A 20209-nucleotide genomic window follows, 5' to 3' on the forward strand; every position below is an offset into this window, starting at 1 on the left:
CTCAACCCAGCTCCGGGAATTTCGCCGACTGGTCTGCCAGGACGCGCCGGTACACTTGGCTGTCGGCCTTCAACTGCTCGTGCGGGCCGTGTGCGATGACCTTTCCTGAATCGAGCACCCAGATGGACTCGGCGTCAACGAGAGAAGCGCGTCGGTGGGAGATCACCAAGGTCGTCCGTCCTCGCCGCAGCAGGGTCGCCGAGGCGGTGATCTCTTGCTCCAACTCCGGATCGAGATTGGCCGAGGGCTCGTCGAGGATGAGCAGGCGCGGCTTTCGCAAGAAGGCCCGCGCGAGGACCACTCGTTGTCGCTCACCTCCGGAAAGAGCGGTTCCCCGGTCTCCCACGGCCGCGTCGAGGCCGCCAAGTCCCCTGACGAATTCTTCGAGCCCGGCTGCCCGCAGTGCCGACCACATCTCGTCGTCGTCGGCCTCCCAGTTGGCGAGCAGAAGGTTCGAGCGGATGGTCCCGGAGAACACGTGGCCGTTCTGGGGCACGAGGGCGACCATGAGCCGATGGTCGTCGGGGGCGAGGCTTCGCAAGTCGCGGCCCGAGAAACGGATGCTTCCCGAGTCCGGGTCCATGAAGCGCATGAGGAGATGAGCGAAAGTCGACTTTCCGGATCCTGAGGGGCCGACGAGGGCGACTGTCGCGCCCTCGGGGATGAGGAGACTCGCCTCCTCAAGCGCGGGCGTGTGCTCCTGCTCGTAGGAGTAGGTCACCGACGAGGCGACGGCGGCATCCTCCTCGCCTTCGACGAGGGGCAAGGGGATCGGGGCGGAAGGGATCGGGTCCGGGGCGTTGAGGACTTCGTTGATCCGATGGGCGCATGAGGACACTTCTCCCATGATGCCGAGCATCTGTGCGAGGGAGGCGGCAGGAAGAGTCGCCATGCCGATGAGAACGACGGCGACGGGAAGCAGGGGTGCGGGGTAGGAGCCGGCGACGACCCTTCCCGTGAGCACGGCGAGGACACTGATGGTGACCACTGTGGCTCCGATGGCGGACCCGGCTGATTCGAGGCCTTTGCGCATCGCCTGTGAGAGTTTGTCCCGCTGCACTTGCGCGGTCGTTTCCAGGACACGGCGGGCGTGAGCGTCGCGTTGCCCCAGAGCGTACAGCTCCCGTGCGCCGACAACGGAGTCGAGGCCCAGGGACTTCAGTGAGGAGAGCCCCTCGCGCACCTTCTCCCCCTGGGCCCTTTGGATCGGGCTGACCAGTGCGGGCAGGAGGATCGGCAGGGCCACCGAGATGAGCACGAGCAGTGCGAGCGGTCCGATGAGGGCGAAGAGGACCGCCTCGATGATGATCGTGTTGACGAGGGCGGCAACTGCCACGGGGGCGGTGTGGGCGTAGAACCATTCCAACTGTTCCATGTCGTTCATGGCCGCAGCTGTCAGGTCCCCGGTTCTGCGCCCTGACAAGCCCCGTGGAGCAATCCTGCGGATCGCCTCGTACAGGTCGATCCTCATGCGCGCGAGGATCTGGTAGGCGAGCTGGTGGGACCACCACGCGTCGTAGAGGTAGCACAGGGCGTGGACGATCGCCAAGGTGAAGAGGGTGAGGAAGAGAAGATCGACTTGGGGCCGGCTCTCGGAGACCAATGTCGTCGTGATCCACACGCTGACGACCGAGACGAGGACGAGGGCGATCTGGTGAAGAGTGATGACGAGGACTGATCCGAGGAACAGTCGCCTGAAGTCTCGGAGTCGCCCCATGACGGACATGAGGTCCGTGAAGGTCTGCTTCATCGATGCTCGATTCCTTGCGAAGCCGCGGGTGCGGGTCCAGGTGCGGGTTCATGTGAGGGGCCGATGACGTCCTCCGGGCGCCCGACGGCGACGATCCTTCCGCGGGAGAGTCTGACGACCCGGTCCGCGCTTGCGGCCACTTCCATGCGGTGGGTGACCAGGACGAGGGTCATGTCGGGAAAGGCTCGGCGCACGCCGGACAGGACGCGGGCCTCGGTGTGTGAATCCAATGCCGATGTGGACTCGTCGAGGATGAGGACCCGTGGCCGTTTGACGAGGGCGCGGGCGATGGCCAGGCGCTGTCGTTGTCCACCGGAAAGATTGGCTCCCGCTTCTTCGACGAAGAGTTCAAGGTCGTCACGGCATGCACCTGTGTCCGAGGGTGTGGTGGCGGCTCGGGTCTCGTGGAGTGCGTGAGCACCGGCGAGGGTCAATGCACTGAGCATGTCGTCCCGGGTCGCCGTGGGGGCTGCTGCGGCGAGGATCTCTTCAACGGTGCCGGGGAAGATCACGGGGGACTGGGGCACCAGGGAGATCGTCGAGGGAATGTCGACATCGGTCGTGGGCTCGCCGCCGATCGTGATGCTCCCCTCGGTGGGGGAGTCGAGACCGAGGATCATGCCGATGAGCGTCGATTTGCCTGAACCCGAACCACCGATGATCGCGAGGAATCGCCCTTGAGGGATCCGCACGGAGGCATCGCTCAGCGCAGGCACGGTCGCGCCCTCGTAGGTGTAGGAGACGCCACTGGCCTCGATGTCGGCAGGAACGCCCTCTGGCAGTGCGCGACGATCATGCCCGACGGCAGCCGAGCCGGGGACGTCGGGGCGCTCGGCATGGAAGACTTCGTGAATCCGCGTCGCAGCGCTCAAGCCGAAATATCCCGCATGGAAGGCGTTGGCGAGGTCACGAAGCGGCCGGAAGACTTCAATGGACAACAGGGTGATGAAGAAGAGCCGGTCGACACCGTAGGAACCTTGACGGACCTCCAGAGAAGCGATGAGGAGTGCGATGGCAGGGCCCAGAACCATGACCGCGGCGGAGGCGCCGGTTTCTCCGAGCGAGACGCGCAGTTGCGACAGGGTTGTTCGCAGCAGTTCCTCCGAGCGCGCCGCAAGTCTGCGTCCGTAGGTTCGGCTCGCTCCGAAGGACTTCAGGGTCTCCATCCCCATCATCGCATCGACGAAGTCGCTGTTGAGATCGGCGTACGCCTCCCAGTGGGCTTGGCCCTCCTCGGCAAGAGCGCGGTCCCACAGTCGTGGCACGAGGAAGGTGGCTGTTGCGCACACGAAGAGTGTCACGCCGATGATCGGGCTGACGGTGCCGATCCACAGGCACAGGGAGGCGGCCGTCAGCGCCGTGACCGCGATCTGAGGGATGTAGGAGCCGAAGTAGGGTTCGATGGCTTCGACTCCGTCGACCATCAGCGATTCGAGTGCTCCGGCGCGCGATGAACTCAGCCGCATGGGCCCTCGCTCTGCGATGTCGGCGAGGATCCTTCGTCGCAGATTGACCTTGAGGGTCAGGCCGACCCTGTTCACCACGTGGGCTCGCAAGAGGCCGAGGAGAGGAATGAGGACCAGAAGTGCGGCGAGGACACAGATCAGGCCCGTCAACGCTGCGGGGGAGCGCCGCCCCAACAACTCGGAGAAGATCATCGAGTTGACGAATGCGCCTGCGACCAAGGCGCCGCTGCTCGCCACGCCGGTGAGAACCGGTGCAATGAGGATTGTCGGGCTGACTCCTGCTGCGTCGAAGACCGCGCGTTGGCGGGCTCCTGCTCTTCGAGTGCTCATTGTCTTCCCCAGGGCCTCTTCTTCGTCTCAGTGTTCCGAGAGCACCTTCACGAGTTCGCCAGCGGCGTCGATCGCTTCGACGGTCGGGTAAGCGGCTCCTGAGGGCAGCTCAATGATCCTCTTGTTCCGGAAGGCCGTCGTTTCCGTCATTCCCGGGATCTTTTTCATCCGGGCGATCGAGTCCTCAAGGGTGATTCCGCTTTCGCCGGTGGTGACGACGATGACATCCGGGTTGGCCTTGACGATGGCTTCAGGTGAAATGGCGCCGTTGAACATCGCGTCGTAGCCCGGGTCGACGACGTTCTTCAGGTTCGCGGCCTTGAAGACTCCCTGGATCGTTGAATTCGCGCCATAGGCGAAGAGCTCGTCCGAGGAATCCCAGTAGTACACGCCTGCCACCTTGAGCTCGGGAAGCTTCGCCCCCGCGCTCCGGGCAGCGGCAAGGTCCTTGTCCATGGCGCTGGCGTTCTCGTCGGCCTTCTCCTTCGTGTTGAAAAGCGCTCCGAGTTCGCGGACGTGGGCGGGGATCGCGTCGAGATCGGAGAAGTTGCTCGACGTGTCGGCGAAGGCGTATGAGCAACTGTTGGGGGGCATCACGGCCATGATGTGGTTGTTCTTGAGATTGTCGATGGCGAGATCGCCCTCACCGAGGGCCGATCCGTACATCATGTCCGGACGCAGTTCGAGGACGTGCTCGAAGCTGATGCTCCCGTGACCCTGTCCGCCGCCCGATGCCACCTCCTCGACCCCGGGCAGAGCCTTGAGCTCCCTGTCGATCCTGGAGCCGTAGAGGGCTCCGTGTTCGCCGAAGCGCGCGACCATCTTCTCCGCGGCGCCGGCGGAGATGATGTTCGCAACCCCCTCTCGACCTGCGCCGATGATTCGCATGGGTTCGCGGTCGACAACGACCTCCTGTCCGCAGAAGGAGGCCTTCATCGGGTAGGCGGCGCTCGAGGACGCGCTCGCCGACGGGTCAGGGGTGGTGGAGCCGCTCGTCGAGCAGCCCACGAGTGCGAGGGTTGCGCATGCCGCGATCGCCAGCAGGAGGGATTTGAGTGTCAATGTGACTTCCTTCTATCGAGTGGTTGATGTGAAGAGGAATTGTGGTTTTCCGCAGTGTTCGATCCGTGAGACCGCGACGCCGTACAGTTCGGCGATGGTGTCTTCGACCAGGACGTCCTCGGCGGTGCCGACTGCGCACAGGCGACCTGCGTCCAGGACATGGATCCGGTCGCAGTAGCGCGCAGCCATGTTGAGGTCGTGGAGGACGACGATCACGGTTCGGCCCAGACCGCGCAGCAGGGAGAGGACCTCGTGCTGATAGCGGACGTCGAGATGGTTCGTGGGCTCGTCGAGCAGAATGCACCGGCTCCCCTGGGCAAGAGCCCTGGCGATGACAACCCGCTGACGCTCCCCTCCGGAGAGTTCGTCGGAGCGCCGGTCGCGTTTGTCGAGCATTCCGACCGCCTCAAGGGCCTCCAGGGCCAGGGCTCGGTCCTGGTCGTCGTAGGGGCAGAAGTCGGACAGGAAAGGCATGCGTCCCAGTAGAACCTCGTCGAGGACGCTCATCCGATGAGGGATGAACGACTGTTGGACGACGACACTGATTTCCCGGGAGATCTCGTGGGGCCTGAGGGCGGCAAGTGGCCGATCGTTGAGGAGGACGTGCCCACGGGTCGGGGACAGGCCTCTGTACATCGTGCGCAGCAGTGTGGTCTTTCCGGATCCATTCGGACCGACAAGGCCGTTCATCGCTCCGTGGGGGACGTCGATGCTGATGGAGTCGAGGGCGAGGGTCTGCCCGTACGCCACGCTGAGATCTTCGATCCGGAAAACGGGGGACTGAGTGGTCGTCATTCGTCATTCCTTGCATCGCGCCCGATGAGGAGCATGAGGAGTGGGGCTCCCAGGAGGGCGGTGATGACGCCGATGGACATTTCTCCGGGGGCCACGGCGACTCTTGCCACGAGGTCGGCGAGGAGGATGATGATGGCGCCGGTCAGGGCGCAGGCCAAGGCGGAGCGTCTGAAGATTCCTCCGTGCATCCGTTTGGCCAGGTGTGGGACGACGAGGCCGATGAACCCGATCGTCCCGGTCAGCGAGACGAGGAAGGCGACGACGAGGGAGATGAGGAGGAAGACGAGGAAGCGCTGGCGGTTCGGGTTGATTCCGAGGGTGCGTGCGATGTCGTCGCCCAGTGAGAGGGCGTCGATGCGCCGTCCGATGATGATGAATCCGAGGATCCCGCATCCGCTGGCGGCAGTCGCAATGGCGACTTCTGTCCAATGGCTTCCGGCCAGGGAGCCCAGCATCCAGAAGACGACGGATCTCGTTGTCGTCGGATCCTTTGCGAGCATGATGATGAGGCTGGTGAGTGCGGAGAAGAAGAAGTTCACCGCCATTCCGGCGAATATCACCCGGGTGTTCGTGAGCCTTCCGGCGCTTCTGGCCAAACCCATGACGAGGGCGAGCGAGATGAGTGAACCGATGAAGGCTCCTGTGCCGACTCCGATGCGGATGGGTCCCCCAACCGTGTGCAGTCCGAAGACCATGACCGCCGCCGCCCCTGTTGATGCTCCTGCGGAGATCCCGAGGATGTAGGGGTCGGCAAGGACGTTGCGGAGCGTCGACTGGGCAGCCAGGCCACTGATGGCCAGCCCTGCCCCGCATGCGGCGCCGACGAGGGCGCGCGGAAGACGGGTGCTCCAGATGATGCCTTCGTCGACGGGGCCGGGAGCGGGAAGAATGCTCCACTCCCACGGGGTCAGGTGTTCGAGGACGATCCTCAGTGTGACTCCCGGAGGGATCGAGACCGCTCCGATGCCGCACGCCAAGAGCAGCGAGGTGAGCAGAAGGATGACGAGGAGGGTGTCGATGCCCACGGCGCGGGCCCGCGTGGCGAGGCGCTCACGACGCTCCTGCTCATCCACGACGGTGCTGGGCAAGGGGATGGGGACCTCAGGCATGGGGAAGGGGGAATCGATTGAGCTGGTCGGGGGTCTGCGCCCTGTCGTGCAGTCCCATCCGGTGGTAGGCGTTGAGTATCCGCCCTCGGCCCAGCGTGATGTCTCCTGCGGGGAAGTTCGGGACGAGGCCGGGAACGAGGACGCGCATCACGGTGCCGTGACACGCTCGGATGTCGGGGGTGGTCACGTCGACGGTGAGTATTTCGTACCCGGCTGCCTCCAACTTGTCGCGATAGTAGGCCGAGCAGCGCGACTCGCCTTCGTCCACCGGGTAGTGGGAGGCGGGGACTTCCGGGCGGTCGAGGTGGGGCGAGCGTTCTGCCTGCGCCCTGGGATCGAGATTGAGTTGCTGTTGGATCATGAGGTCGTGGACGGAGTCGTAGTCCCAGTTGATGGTGTCCAGGTAGGCGCGGTCCTGCCTGTGGGGCAGCGCCATGTTCGGCGACAACTCCATCCTCTCGATGGCCGTGAACATCCGTCCTTCGGGGTTGAGGAGGTCGATCGCCCCGTCGAACAGGGTGGCGGCCTCGGTGACGGCTTTGAGAGCGGCCTTGTCGAGGGTCGGCCTGCAGGAGAATCCGATGTTGCAGGTGCGGTGGTGGTCATTGCGCAGGACTGCGGCGACGACGGGGATGCGGAACTCGTTCGGGAGGATGAAGAAGGTGAGGCTGAATCCTTTGGCCTTGAACTGCTCAACGACCTCGTCGACGCTCTTGGTGGAAAGCGCAACAGGATTGATCGTCGGCTTCGAGTGCCACCAGATCATGGTGGCGTCACGCTCGATGATCTCCTCGAGGCCGTTGACGAGAGCCCCTTCCGTGTCATGTCCGGCGGCGATCCCCGCGTAGGGGACCGGAGCGATCCGAGGGAATGAGGAGACGGGTTCCCCCAGGATCGTTCCCGTGCGGTTGTAGTTGACGTGAACCATGGACACGGGGACGAGCTCTTCACGATCGCGCGTGAGGTTGTGCGCCGGCATCCATGGGATGCGTGTCGAGCGTGTGAAGGGTGCGAATCGAAAACCGGGCTGCGCATGCTGATCGGGGGAGAAGAGGACGAAGTTCTCCGGGGCGACCGGGTGAAGGCCCGAGGACACGAGGGTGTCGTAGTCGTCGATGACGAAGGAATCGGAGTTGATGACATTGACGCAGTACCGTTCGATTGCTTCTCCCACCGCGGAGCGTCGTGCCTCGTCCACGTCGTCGATGGCGCTTCCTTGGCAGACGGTGTTGTTGCTCCACTGGCTGATGACGCGAATGTCCGTGACATCGGATTGGACAGTGGTCACGCATTCTGGAAGGGCTTCGTGGTGGCTGATCGTGCGAAGGCGCGTGACGATGCCGGCGAGTTCGTCGCAGAACGCATCGGAATGAATGTCAATGATCGAAGGCGCGTCCTCGTATCCTTTCCACGTCAACCAAGGCACGAGGATCCGGTCGCGCCTGAGTGCGGAAAGCATGTTGATTGTCGTCCAGCCCAGCGCGGATGCCGCGCCTTCGCCCCGCGTGCGCGAGATGCGTGCTTCGAAGAGGGAATCGGGGTTCTCCTCCAGGCGTTGGCGGACGAGGTCCACGCTGGGAGGGCGTAGCGTCGCCGATGTTGCCCGGGGGACGAGGCTCGCTGCGGTCAGACGCGCTTCCAAATGCTTGTACACATGAGGGAATCGCGGGCTCGACAGTGGGCCGAGGTAGAGCTCGGGGAATCGGACGAAGAGGGCGAGAAAGGATGCTCCGGCGCTCAGAGCGCGTTCTTCGACCTTGATCGCTCCGGGGAGGTCCGGGGTCGCCGAGTAGTGAAGGACGATCGTGGCCGCACAGAGGTCTTCGGCCTCGAAGAAGCATGCCGTGGTCATCGTGCGTGAGCAGGCCTTGGAGAGGCTGGTCGGCGCCGGGTGGTCGGTGACGAGAATCGGGTTGGCCTTCTCGGGAAGGTTGATCGTGAGGGACAGGGGACGGGAGGGGAGCGGAAGGGCGACGGGTGGGCACCAACCGATTGCTTCGAGATCACTGAGGGTGCCTCCGAGGAGTACCCCGTCGGATCTGCGGGCGCAGGAGTCGTGTACGCCGTTTTCGGACGGCCAGAGTTGGACGAGGCCCTTTCCGCTTCCCTGCCCCATGTGCTCAGTCTTCGAGTTCGGCGGTGAGCTGGTAGGCGGAGGTCGGGTGGATTCCCGGGTGGTGGTTGGAGTTGGGCGCGAGGATCGCGTCTTCGCGGCTGGTTTCAGTGATTTCGCTGACAGTCTTGTCGCTCAAGGTGAGCCTCCTTCATGTGATGCCTGCATGAACTTAGTGCGCACTAAGCAAAGTGAGTCTAACCTAAAACCTCTTCCGCTGGTAGTGTCCGATGGGACCCGGCCCGGTTGCCCGCCGACGTCGCCGCGGTGGATCCGGCCGAGGGTCCGTCCAGCGCTCAGGCACCCCTCGGCGCTGCGAGCGGTTGATTGTCACCTGCACCCTCTGACCTGCGGAAACACTGCTTCTGGACGGCGGGACGGGTGAGCGTCGCCGGGGGTTGCGACTTCAGGTGCGGGTTGCACAGGGCGCGGCATGTGGAACGATGGATACTGAGAATTGAAACAATGGATACCGAGAATTGATCCGAGGAAGGAGAGTCATGTCCCAGGGCAATGGCGCCAAACGAGGGCCCGGGCGGCCACGCGCAGGCAGTGAGGACAAGCGGGCCCGAGTCCTTGCCGAGGCCCTGACCCTGTTCAGCACCCGCGGCTACGCGGGCACCTCCCTCGGGGAGGTGGCCAACGCGGCCGACATCTCCAAGGCCGGCCTGCTGCACCACTTCTCGTCCAAGGACGCCCTGTTCGCCGCCGTCCTGGAGGAGCGCGACCGCAAATCCATCGAAGTGCACGGGGATTCCCAGTTCTCAGACGTGCGCCAAGTGCTCTCGGCGCTGGTCGAAACCGTGCGCGCCAATGCGAAGGCCGTTGAAGGCACCGCCCTGTACGTGGCGATGACCGGAGCCGTGGTCAGCACCGACCACCCGGCCCACGACTGGTTCGCCCAACACTTGAGCGCTGCCGTCACGATGCTCGAACGCGCCTTCGAGGACGGCAAGGCCGCCGGCACGGTCAGGCCCGACGCCCCCTCGCGCAGGATTGCCCGAGCCATCGTGGCCCTTGCCGACGGCCTGCAGGTGCAGATGGCGTGTGCCCGAGCCGAAAGGCTTGCCGCGCCCGAAGCGGACCCGGACCTGCCCTACGACGCCGACCTGGGAGAAGAGTTCGCCGCCGCCATCGCCGCCGTCATGGCCCGCTGGTTGGTCGACGGCGCCCAACGATGACGAGGACGGGGCCGGGCCACATTCGGCCAGCAGCCTCGCCCTCGTGCGCGCCGCCGGAACGCCCCCTGGAACGGGGTCAGACCTGCTCAGGGACCATGGAGATCGCGCCGCAGGGGCACTCCTCCACGCAGACCCCGCATCCCTTGCAGTAGTCGTACTTGAAGACGTACTCCGTCGGGCGGATCTTCGTGATCGCATTGTCGGGGCACACGCCGAAGCAGTTGTCGCAACCGAAGCAATTGCCGCAGCTCATGCACCGGCGCGCCTCGAACAGGGCGGAGCCCTCGTCAAGGCCGAGGACGACCTCGTCGAAAGTGGAGGAACGACGCGCACCCTCCAACTTCTCACGCACCTGGTGCGGCGCATCGGAGTAGTACCACGGGGTCATCCGGTCGAAGGTCGCATCCTCGTGCTTGGGGGCCGGAGTGTAGGTGGTGCCCCGCAGGAAGGCGTCGATGTAGCGCGACGCCTTCTTGCCGTGACCGATTGCCACCGTCACCGTGCGCTCGGAAGGCACCATGTCGCCTCCCGCGAAGACCCCCTGCAGACCCGTCATCATCTGGTCGTCGACCGTGACGACCCCGTCGACGATCTCGATCCCACGGGCGTTCTCGATCAGCGACAAGTCGGCCTCCTGGCCCAGCGCCATGATCAGCGAATCCGCGCCGAGCTCCTCGAACTCACCGGTGGGCTGCGGGAAGCCGTTCTCGTCCAACTCCATCTTCTCGATGGTCAGGAAGTCGCCGTCCACGTGCTTGACCGTGGACAGCCAGCGCATCATGATGCCCTCCTCCTCGGCTTCGACCACTTCGGAATCGTGGGCCGGCATCCGGTCACGGGTGCGACGGTAGACGATGACCGCTTCCTCGGCACCCAAGCGCTTGGCGGTGCGCGCCATGTCGATGGCCGTGTTGCCACCGCCGTAGACAACGACCCGCCGCCCCAGCAGAGGCTTCTCACCCGCCTCCACATCCGCCAGGACGGAGACGGCATCCATGACCCTGGCGCTCTCGGCCGCCGGAATGTAGGCGCGTCGGCCGATGTGGGCGCCCACCGCCAGGAAGACCGCGTCCCAGGAGGCCGCTTCGGCCTCCACGTCCTCGACCTTGCAGTTGAACTCGAAGGTCACGCCCATGTCGGCGATGCGCTGGACCTCTGCGTCCAGGACGTCGCGGGGCAGTCGGTAGGCGGGGATGCCGAAACGCATCATGCCGCCCCACATGGGGCCGGCCTCCTTCACATGGACCGTGTGGCCGGCCAAGCGCAGGTGGTAGGCGGCGGACAGGCCCGACGGGCCCGCACCCACGATGAGGACTCGTTTGCCGGATTCCGGGTTGGACAGCGGCACGGTCCAGCCTTCGGCCAAAGCCTTGTCGCCCAGGAAACGTTCAATGGCGTTGATGCCTACGGCCTCGTCGACCTGCACGCGATTGCAGGCCGTCTGGCACGGGTGGTAACACACGCGGCCCATGACGGCGGGCATCGGGTTGTTCACCATGATCTCGCGCCAAGCGGCCTGGTAGTCGCCTTCCTCGGCGTGGAACAGCCACTGTTGGATGTTCTCTCCCGACGGGCAGGCCTTGTTGCACGGGGGCAGCAGGTCGACGTAGACGGGGCGTTCGGACCTCCACGACCCCGTCTCGTTGGCAAGGGACGAGCCGACTCCCAAGGTGATCGCAAAGGGGCTCTTCTCCAAAGTCATGATCGTCTCACTCCTGTCCGGGGGTCTCGGGTTGCGACGACGCCGACGTTGTTGACGAGGCCGGGGCCGGCGCTGACGAGGACTGGCCCATCGAACCTTGGTGGGCGGGTCGGGTCTGCGGGGCCGGTCGGCGGTTCAGCCCCCACATCTCCGAAGAATCCTGCTCCTCGGTGGCCGGGTGGGCCTCCGCGCGCCCCTGCTTGGTCTCGGAGGCGGCCCGCAGAACCGCCTCGTAGCGTCCCTCCGGGTCCTCGGGCGCGGCCAGAACCCGTTCGAGCACGTCGGGGTCCAAGGACTCCTGCTCGATGAGGCCGTAGCGGCGGATGTTCCTGTCGGCCACGGCCTGCAGGCGGGCAAGGACCTCCGGCTCGCCCTCGCCCTTGAACAGGTGCGCGAAGCGCCGCTGCGGCTTGAGGTACTCCTCGACGGGCGCGGGGCGACGGATCTTCATCACCGAAGTGAGTTCACCGCCCTCGGCCTCGAAGACGGGGAACAGGCCCGTCTGAGTGGCCAGGCGCGCCAGCTTGACCGTGAGATTCGAGGCAGCGCCCCATCCCAGCGGGCAGGGGACCAGAACATGGATGTAGCGCGCCCCGCGAATGCTCATCGCCTTGGTCACCTTGTACTCCAGGTCGCGCAGGTCGGCGACGGTTGCGGTGGCCACGTAGGGGATCTCGTGGGCCATGGCGATGCGCGCCATGTCCTTGCCCTGCCCGAATTGGTTGCCCGGCTCCGGCCCCACCGGCTGGGTCGTGGCGGTGCGGGCGGTCGGAGGTGTGGCGCCGCTTCGCTGGACACCCGTGTTCATGTACGCCTCGTTGTCGTAGCAGATGTACAGGACGTCGTCATTGCGTTCGAACATGCCCGACAGGCAGCCCATTCCGATGTCCACGGTGCCGCCGTCACCACCTTGGGCGACCACCCGGGTCTGTTTGCCGAGCGCGCGCAGCCCCGCAGCCGCACCGGCGGCCACCGCCGGGGCGTTGCCGAAAAGGGAATGCAGCCACGGCACCGTCCACGCCGACTCGGGGTAGGGGGTGGAGAAGACCTCCAGGCAGCCGGTGGCGTTGACTGCGACAAGGTCGCCGCCGGTGGCCGCCATTGCGGAGTCCAACGCGTATCGGGCGCCCAGCGCCTCCCCGCAGCCCTGGCAGGCCCGGTGGCCGGAGGTCAACGTGTTGAAGCGGTTCGGGTCGGACTGGAGGGATCTCAGTTGTTCCTCCGCCAGGCGGTTGCCCACCGCGTAGGAGCCCACCTGGTAGAACTTCACCTGTTCGCGTACGGGGATCGCGGTTTCGCGGGTGCTGGGGATGTCCAGCTCGACGGTGGTCATCGGGTCTCTCCCCCCTTGGTCGGGGCCGCAGCCAGTACGGCGTCGATGCGGGCCTTGGTGTCGCGCATGAGGTTTTCCGCGGTGGGGCCGGAGCGGCGGGTGGTGGCCTCACGCTGCAGTTCCTTCTCGACCAGGTCGGTGTCCAGGTCCAGGAAAGTCTGGAAGGGCAGGTCACCTGCGGCCAGCTCGTCGAGCATGGCGTGCAGGGAGGCCTTCGTGATGGGTCGGCCGCCCAGGCCCGCCACGACCTCGTAGTTGTCCAGTCCCAGGCCGCGCACGGCACTTCGGCAGTGGGAGGAGACGATGCCGCCGATGCCCACGGAGAAGGCCTTTTCAATGTTGACGAAGCGTGTGCAACCGGACAGGGCTTCGCGCACGGCGGCACTGGGGAAGGGGCGGAAGGAGCAGATGCCCAGGACGCCGATTTTCTCGCCGCGTTCGCGGCGCTCGTCGACGACATCCTTGATGGTGCCCAGCACCGACCCCATCGACACGATGACCGTCTCGGCGTCCTCCAGGTGGTAGGGGCGCACCAAACCGCCCGAGTCGCGGCCGAAGACGGCCTCGAATTCCTTCTGCACCTGCAAGATCAACTCCAACGCCTGCATCTGGCGGTGGTGGGCCAGGTAGCGGACCTCCGTGTACGCCTCGGGGCCGACCATGGCGCCGATGGACAGGGGAGCGGCAGGGTCCAGGACCTGCCGGGGCTCGTAGGCGGGCAGGAGCTTCGCGACATCGGCCTCGTCGGGGATGTCGACGATCTCCATGGCGTGGGTGAGGACGAACCCGTCCATGCACACCATCACCGGCAAGGAGAGTTCCTCGGCGATCCGGAAGGCCTGGACGTGCAGGTCGGCGGCCTCCTGGTTGGTTTCCGCGTAGAGCTGCAGCCAGCCGGAGTCGCGCTGGCTCATGGCGTCGGTGTGGTCGTTCCAGATGTTGATGGGGGCGCCGATCGCCCGGTTGGCCACCGTCATGACGATCGGCAGGCCCAAACCCGAAGCGTTGTAGACGGCCTCGACCATGAAGAGCAGGCCCTGCGAAGCGGTTGCCGTGTAGGTCCGTGCTCCGACGGCCGAAGCGCCGATGCAGGCGGACATGGCGCCGAACTCGGACTCGACGTTGAGGTACTCGCAGCCCGGCAGATCGCCCTTCTTCACCAGCGCCGACAGGGCCTCGACGATGTGGGTCTGTGGGCTGATGGGGTAGGCGGCGATGACTTCGGGACGACAGGCGGCCACCGCCTTGGCGATCGCCTGGGAACCTTCGATCTGTTCACGCATGCGTGTCCTCCGCTCCGTCGTGGGTGGTGGCGGCCTCGTCGATGCGGGAACGCACGAGGTCGTGGGCGGCGGCGGCCGCGCGGACATTGGCTTCGCCGATCTTGCCGGGGAAGCGCTCGCGGATGGCCCGTGACATGGAGTCCAGGCGGATCAGGCCGGTCAGAGCTGCGGCTCCGGCCAGCATGACGACGTTGGGCACGGGGCGTCCCAGGTGCTCCTTGGCGATCTCGAAGGCCGGGATCGTCACGATCCGACCGGCGGGGCGCCCGTCGAGCAGGTGAGTGAGTTCCAGGTCTTCCAGTGACTTGCCGGAGTTGATGAGGGCGTACCCGTCCGGCTTCAGGCCCGCGAAGACGTCCATGACCGCCAGCAGGGTCGGGTCCTGGACGATGACGAGATCAGGTTCGAGGACGGGTTCTCGGGTGCGGATCGGCGCATCGGTGATCCGGCAGAAGGACACGACGGGCGCACCCGTCCTTTCGGAACCGAAGGAGGGGAAGGCTTGCGCGTGGTGTCCGTCGGTGAAGGCTGCCATTGCCAACAGGTCGGACGCCGTGACGACTCCTTGTCCTCCTCGACCGTGGATTCTCACTTCGACCATGGGCCCGACGCTAGGCGTGGGGGCCTGCTTTTCGTGGGCTCTTCAAGCTTTTCGCGGTTTCGTGCGGATGCGGGCGGCCACCCGCTGAGACGGGAAGTGACCGAACGCACAAATTCGCGCCTTCAAGGTTCTCAATTTCGTCGAGGACGGGGCTGAGGGCACCCTTGTGACCACATCCAGGGCGAGGACAACCCGTACAGGGGCATGACGCCGATCGAGAAGCAGCTCGACGAGCTTGTCGGCGCCGGGCCCAGCAGGAACCCCGGCGGCCCCAGGCGCGGCGCACGTGGTCTGTCAGGCCGTACTGCTGCACCCGGGCGTCCACCGCAGGGGCCACGAGTTCCGACCGGGGCGAATCTGCCACCCCGGCACCACGCTCACCTCCCAAAGAATCCTTGCCAGTTCGAAACGGCGTCATCGCCAAAGTGCGGGGACAAGACCCTCGGTGCCTCCAGTGTGCACCTGCGGTGCAGCCGGTTTCGTCAGCCCAGGGCAACCATGAGGACCGGGCCCTCGCCCGTGATGGCCGAAGTCGTGGGCGCGCCGTCCCTGACCATGCACAGCAGGGCGAACACTCCTTGCGAGGTCGACCAGGCTTCGCGCACCCGCCACTGATGGCCGGGCTCGGGCACCCGAAGTTCGGGGATCGAGAAATGGGCCAGTCGCCGACCGTCCACCGAAACCATGTCCAAGGTCGGGGAAGTCCAACGCGGCACGTGGACCACCGTCGTCGCCGTGACGAACTTGCCCGTCTCAGTGGCCGCGTCGACCTCGCCCCCACGGGGCAGCGGCGCGGTCTTCCCCGTCGCGGCGTCCATGACCATGGCTCCCCACGTCTTCGCATCCCCCGAGCTGCCCTGCTCGCGGGCGGTGGTCACCACCGGGATGGAGGTCATTCCGGTTGCCGAACCCATCGACAGGGGCTTGGGAATTCCGGGCTGCAGGGCCGCCGACTGGCCCGAGTCGATGTCCAGGGCCGAGTTCGCACCGGTGGCCGGATCGTGCAGGCGGATCCACGGCCCCGAGGTCGAAAAGCCCGGCACCGACGGGGCGACCACAGGACCGAGCCCCGTCCTCGTCGTGGAACCGTCAAGGTCGTCCACCACGCGGAAAGAGGCGTCCAGGACGGGCCACGCGCCCTCCGCCGCGACGCTGCTCTGCGGGGCGTCACCACTTTGAACAGCCACGCCGTTCAGGCGAACCTGTCCACTTGGCGGCACGTCCCCGCTCTGGACACCCTCAGCGCCTTGCCTGACCACCAACGAGGACGAGGCATGCGTCCCCGCCAAGAATTCCCCGTCGGTCAGGCGCCACGCCTCGGAGCCGTCCGCAAGGGAGATGGCGGACCGACCCACGGCCACGACATGGTCGGTCATGGCGACCAGACGCTCGTCATGGCCGACACTGCGCTGCCACAAAAGCTCACCCGTGTCCGTGTCCAGCACCCGCACGACAGGCCGGTCCGACTGGTTCACGCGCAGGTTCGTCTCCATGACGAATGCCAGGCGATCGCCGTCGGGCGACACCAGGGCCAAAGTGCCGTCCTTGCCGGCCAGGACGGACAAGGTGCTCACAGACCACCTCCACGCCTCCTCACCCGTGGCCGCCTCCAAGCCGGTGATCCGGTGCGTGCCGACCAGGATCGGCCCACGCGAACCCGGAAGGACCTGCGAAGGGGTCGACTCATCCGCACTCTGGGTCGCATCCGCCGACTCGGTGCCCGGCAGGGCGCGCACCCACAGGACCTTCGAGGGGGCGGCCGACTGCGGGGCCTCCCAATTGGCGGGGGCGGCGGCCGCCGCCGTGTGCACCACATCGGCACTCAGCCCCGCCACACCCGTCTGCGCGTGCACGGTCAGAGCCACCAGACCCATCGTGCCGGCCACCCACAGCAGCGTCATGGCGACAGTCCACCGGGTGTCACATGCGGTCCACGGGCGCTCACGCGCCCAGTCGTCATCCGCGCGCGAAAGCGACAGCAACAGTGTGAGCAGCACGACCAAGTGCGCCGTGACAGTCAGGGTGAAGCTGAGCAGAGTCCACGGGAAGGTCACGCCTCGCGGCAACTCCGACAGGGTCGTCCACCACGAGTGCCCCGTGAGGACCGCGACGACCAAGGCGCCCACCGCCACCTCGCGCATACGAGGTCGAGATGAGCCCTTGACCGTGGTGGCGCGCTCCTGCGCCGGATCCGTGACACCCGGAGTGGGAGCCGGGCCCAAGCCGATCGAGGTGAGCAACGCAGTCAGCGTCGGCACGGGAGTGGACGGAACATCGCCCTCGTCCCCCCACACATGTCGACGCGCAGCGGAACGGTCCTGGTGCACCAGCAGCACCAACGCCCACGTGAAGACCACGGCCGGGACGACTCCCCACGCCACGGGCCCCTGGGGACCCAGGGCCATCCACAGGCAGGCGCTCGCCGCCAAGAGAGCCAGTGCCACGACCACCGCTCCGAAGTGCAAGGGGCCGGGAACCCGGCGGCCGGGGCGCACCCAACGACGGCCCGGGGGCGTGGAGGTCTTGTCGTCCATGGCCGTCCTTCCGCGTTGGTGGACTCACCCGCGGCAGGGATGGAGCCGGGGTGCCCGTACGAGGAACTGTACATCCGACCCCTCAGGAGGTGCGAAGGTCGTTTCAGATCGCCTTGGCCTTCGCGAACGCCGCCGGCCCCAGATGGCAGTAGCCCAGAGGGTTCTTGTCCAAGTAGTCCTGGTGGTGGTCCTCGGCAGGGTGGAAGTTGCGCAGGGGGGCCACTTCCGTGGCCACGGGGCTGGCGCCGAGACGCTGTTCCAGGGCCGCGACCAGGGCGGCCACCTCAGCCAGGTCCCCTTGGTCCTGGACGTAGATGCCGGAGCGGTACTGGACACCCCGGTCATTGCCCTGACGGTTCACGGCAAAGGGGTCGATCGTGTCGAAGAACAGGTCCACCAAGGTCGCCAGCGACACGACCTGCGGGTCGTAGTCCACGCGCACGGCCTCGGCGTGACCGGAGCCCGCGCAGACCTGCTCGTAGGTGACCGGCCCTTCGGCGGGCCCGTTCGCGTATCCCACCTGGGTGTTCGTCACGCCGCGGACCAGCGAGAAAAGCTTCTCCGTGCCCCAGAAGCAGCCTCCGGCAAGGGTGATGGTGCGCGTCTCGGACATGTGTGGGCTCCTTGGAGTTGAAAGCGGGCGTCGGACGGCACCATTGTCCCCCATGAGGCGCGTTGCCTCCTGTGATGCTTTTCCCAGCTCTGTGGTCGGACACGACCACGACCGGAAGGGCCTGGTCGACATCGGCGTCTTCGCACCGTGTGCCGGATGGCTCCACGTGCGCACCGACGGCCTGGAGGTGCTGATCGCCATGCACGTCGTGAACAACATGTCGGCGCTGGTTGCCGGAATGCTCGGCCTGTCGGACCCGACAGGCATGAACGTTCCCCGTGTGGGCCGTGGCGTTCGGGGTGGTCCGGACACTGGTCATGACGATCCTCGCCGACGGCCCGTGGCCAACGAAGCGTTCAGCACTCGATGACGTTGACGGCCAGGCCCCCGGCGGAAGTCTCCTTGTACTTGGAGAGCATGTCGACCCCCGTCTGACGCATCGTCTCGATGACGGCGTCCAGGCTGACCGCGTGCCGGCCGTCGCCCCACAGGGCCATGCGGGCCGCATTGATGGCCTTGACCGCCGCAATGGCATTGCGTTCGATGCAGGGGATCTGCACCAGCCCGGCCACCGGGTCGCAGGTGAGCCCCAGTGAATGCTCCATGGCGATCTCCGCAGCGTTCTCCACTTGGCTGGGCGTGCCGCCCAAGGCCTGGGCCAGACCGGCGGCGGCCATTGCCGAGGCCGAGCCGACCTCGCCCTGGCACCCGACCTCCGCACCGGCGATCGACGCATTGGTCTTGATGAGGGACCCCACGGCAGTGGCCGCCAGCAGGAAGTCGTGGACTGCGCGGCGCCTACGGGCCGGGGCCTCGTCGGTGTCTTCCGGCGAGATCCTGAAGGCAATGGTCGAGGTCTGGTCGCTGGGGCTGACGATCCCGAAGGCGGCGCCCGCCTCCGGACAGTAGGACGTGAGATAGCCCAGGACGGCCGGCACCACCCCGGCCGCTCCGTTCGTCGGAGCGGTGACCACCCGGTGGCCGGCGGCGTTCTCCTCGTTGACGGCCAGGGCGTACAGGTTCACCCAGTCCATGGCCCGCATCGGGTCCGCAGGGGTGGAGGCCCACTCCAGGGCGCCGGTTCCCGCCTCTGGCGAGGAGGTGGCCCGCTGCTGGAGCTTCGCGGCCAGCGCCGCCGCCCGGCGCGGCACGTCCAGACCCCCCGGCAGGATCCCGTGGGCCGCGATCCCGGCGTCGACGCATTCGAACATCGTGTTGGCCACCAGGTCCAGGTGCTCCTCCACCTGCGAGGGTGGGCGCAGAGCCTCTTCATTGGCGCGCACCAGGTCCGCCACCGACAGCCCCGAGTCGGCGCAGGCCTTGAGCAGTTCACGCCCCGTGCGGAAGGGGTGGGGGACACTGCCCGACATGCCGCCGGGAGTCGCGCAAACGCCGCAAGCCCCGGAGGATTCGGCGGCCCGGCCCCTGTGTGCGCCCTTCGGGCCGGCCTGGCTGCCAGCGCTTCGGCTGGCGATTCTCCCCGAAACGGCCGCCGCCTCGCCCTCGTCCCATGAGCCGGGAACGAAACGGTCCAAGGGGACGGGAACCGGCCGCGCGGGATCGGGGGAGAGGTCGACGACCAGGAACCCGCCGCCCACCGAGTAGTAGGTGCGGCGCAGCAGGGGCTCGCCCGCGTCGATGCCGCCGGACCCCCATGCGGTGATCGTCAGCGCATTGACGTGGTGGGGCAGCACCGTGCGGGGCAGGAATCGCAGGTCGGCGGCCAGGTCGAAGGGAACTTGGCCGATCCGGGCAAGGTTCAGGTGGCCACTGTCGGCGATGGTGGGCAGCAGTCCCTCGACCTGGTCGATGCTGACCGTCTCGGGATCCAGGCCTGCGAGCCCCAGCAGCACGGCGCGGTCGGTGCTGTGGCCGCGACCGGTGGCTCCCAGCGACCCGAAGAGTTCGATCGTCAACCGGCGGACCGGTGCCGGTCCACTGCCCAGGACCCTGACGCCTTGGGTGCGGCCGAGTCCGGGCAGGGATTCGTCCGTGTGCAGCAGGATCGACAACTCTCCGGCGAAGGCGCGTCCGGCGCGCATCGGGCCGACAGTGTGCGAGGACGAGGGGCCGATGCCCACACGGAAGAGGTCGACGACGGAGAGTTGCGTGTGCCCGGAGGTGCCCAGGTCGTGGGCCAGGCCCGAAGGCGCGGCCGTGGGGATCGCCCCGGCTGCGGGTGTCGGGTGGAGAGTCATGGGGACGATTCTCGCATCGCTTCGCCCTCGGGGGTGGCGCCGGGTCCCCTGGTTGCCCTGCGACGAGGGCGGGGCGCGTGATCGCCGGTCTCGCCCTCGTCTCCCTCTCGACAGCGAGTGGCACCATTCTTGGTGGGCT

The 20209-nt window shown here is 66.6% G+C and carries 16 protein-coding genes; 2 read left to right on the forward strand and 14 right to left on the reverse strand.

Annotated elements, in window-relative coordinates; all coding sequences use genetic code 11:
• Position 1: 1 nt before the first annotated feature.
• From I6B53_RS00510 to I6B53_RS11205, 7 genes are read right to left on the reverse strand one after another with little or no spacing between them, the layout of a single operon-like run.
• Complete coding sequence (locus I6B53_RS00510) at positions 2–1750, reverse strand: ABC transporter ATP-binding protein (protein WP_216764336.1); 1749 nt, start codon at positions 1748–1750, stop codon at positions 2–4.
• Positions 1747–3546, reverse strand: coding sequence for an ABC transporter ATP-binding protein/permease (locus tag I6B53_RS00515; RefSeq protein ID WP_216764337.1), 1800 nt, complete (start codon positions 3544–3546; stop codon positions 1747–1749). Before I6B53_RS00515 ends, I6B53_RS00510 begins: the two co-directional genes overlap by 4 nt.
• 27 nt (positions 3547–3573) lie before the next feature.
• Positions 3574–4608 (reverse strand): ABC transporter substrate-binding protein, encoded by a 1035-nt coding sequence (locus I6B53_RS00520; RefSeq protein WP_216764338.1) that lies wholly within the window; start codon positions 4606–4608, stop codon positions 3574–3576.
• Between the two features lie 12 nt (positions 4609–4620).
• Positions 4621–5403: an ABC transporter ATP-binding protein gene (locus tag I6B53_RS00525; RefSeq protein ID WP_216764339.1), complete on the reverse strand. Its 783-nt coding sequence runs from the start codon at positions 5401–5403 to the stop codon at positions 4621–4623.
• On the reverse strand, positions 5400–6512 hold the full coding sequence (locus I6B53_RS00530) for an iron ABC transporter permease (protein ID WP_216764341.1): 1113 nt from the start codon (positions 6510–6512) through the stop codon (positions 5400–5402). The genes I6B53_RS00525 and I6B53_RS00530 overlap by 4 nt, the downstream gene beginning before the upstream one ends.
• Positions 6505–8628: a YcaO-like family protein gene (locus I6B53_RS00535; RefSeq protein WP_216764342.1), complete on the reverse strand. Its 2124-nt coding sequence runs from the start codon at positions 8626–8628 to the stop codon at positions 6505–6507. The genes I6B53_RS00530 and I6B53_RS00535 overlap by 8 nt, the downstream gene beginning before the upstream one ends.
• 4 nt (positions 8629–8632) lie before the next feature.
• Positions 8633–8764: a hypothetical protein gene (locus I6B53_RS11205; RefSeq protein WP_301554136.1), complete on the reverse strand. Its 132-nt coding sequence runs from the start codon at positions 8762–8764 to the stop codon at positions 8633–8635.
• Between the two features lie 361 nt (positions 8765–9125).
• On the opposite strand from I6B53_RS11205, the gene I6B53_RS00540 reads away from it, so the two are divergent.
• Positions 9126–9806 carry a TetR/AcrR family transcriptional regulator gene (locus I6B53_RS00540; protein ID WP_216764343.1) on the forward strand — a complete coding sequence of 227 codons (681 nt, stop codon included), beginning with the start codon at positions 9126–9128 and terminating at the stop codon, positions 9804–9806.
• 76 nt (positions 9807–9882) lie between these two features.
• Here the strand turns inward: I6B53_RS00540 and I6B53_RS00545 are convergent, their stop codons facing one another.
• The 6 genes from I6B53_RS00545 to msrA all read right to left on the reverse strand — a co-directional run bounded on the left by I6B53_RS00545 (position 9883) and on the right by msrA (position 17872).
• Positions 9883–11508, reverse strand: a complete 1626-nt coding sequence (locus tag I6B53_RS00545) for an NAD(P)-binding protein (RefSeq protein ID WP_216764345.1) — start codon at positions 11506–11508, stop codon at positions 9883–9885.
• A 7-nt stretch (positions 11509–11515) separates the two neighbouring features.
• A complete protein-coding gene (locus tag I6B53_RS00550) occupies positions 11516–12841 on the reverse strand; it encodes a thiamine pyrophosphate-dependent enzyme (RefSeq protein ID WP_216764347.1) in 1326 nt (441 codons plus the stop codon).
• Positions 12838–14124, reverse strand: a complete 1287-nt coding sequence (gene porA, locus I6B53_RS00555) for a pyruvate ferredoxin oxidoreductase (protein WP_216764349.1) — start codon at positions 14122–14124, stop codon at positions 12838–12840. The genes I6B53_RS00550 and porA overlap by 4 nt, the downstream gene beginning before the upstream one ends.
• Complete coding sequence (locus I6B53_RS00560; RefSeq protein ID WP_216764350.1) at positions 14117–14725, reverse strand: 2-oxoacid:acceptor oxidoreductase family protein; 609 nt, start codon at positions 14723–14725, stop codon at positions 14117–14119. The genes porA and I6B53_RS00560 overlap by 8 nt, the downstream gene beginning before the upstream one ends.
• A gap of 482 nt (positions 14726–15207) precedes the next feature.
• Entirely contained in the window at positions 15208–17259 is a 2052-nt protein-coding gene (locus tag I6B53_RS00565; protein WP_216764352.1) for a hypothetical protein, read from the reverse strand.
• Between the two features lie 103 nt (positions 17260–17362).
• Positions 17363–17872: a peptide-methionine (S)-S-oxide reductase MsrA gene (gene msrA / locus I6B53_RS00570; protein ID WP_216764354.1), complete on the reverse strand. Its 510-nt coding sequence runs from the start codon at positions 17870–17872 to the stop codon at positions 17363–17365.
• 52 nt (positions 17873–17924) lie between these two features.
• Between msrA and I6B53_RS00575 the strand changes: the two genes are divergently transcribed.
• Positions 17925–18242: a hypothetical protein gene (locus tag I6B53_RS00575; RefSeq protein ID WP_216764355.1), complete on the forward strand. Its 318-nt coding sequence runs from the start codon at positions 17925–17927 to the stop codon at positions 18240–18242.
• Here the strand turns inward: I6B53_RS00575 and I6B53_RS00580 are convergent.
• Positions 18229–20070, reverse strand: coding sequence for an L-serine ammonia-lyase, iron-sulfur-dependent, subunit alpha (locus tag I6B53_RS00580; RefSeq protein ID WP_216764357.1), 1842 nt, complete (start codon positions 20068–20070; stop codon positions 18229–18231). The two genes, I6B53_RS00575 and I6B53_RS00580, sit on opposite strands and share 14 nt — an antisense overlap.
• Between the last annotated feature and the right edge of the window lie 139 nt (positions 20071–20209).

This window comes from Schaalia sp. 19OD2882 (assembly GCF_018986735.1).
GTDB lineage: Bacteria > Actinomycetota > Actinomycetes > Actinomycetales > Actinomycetaceae > Pauljensenia.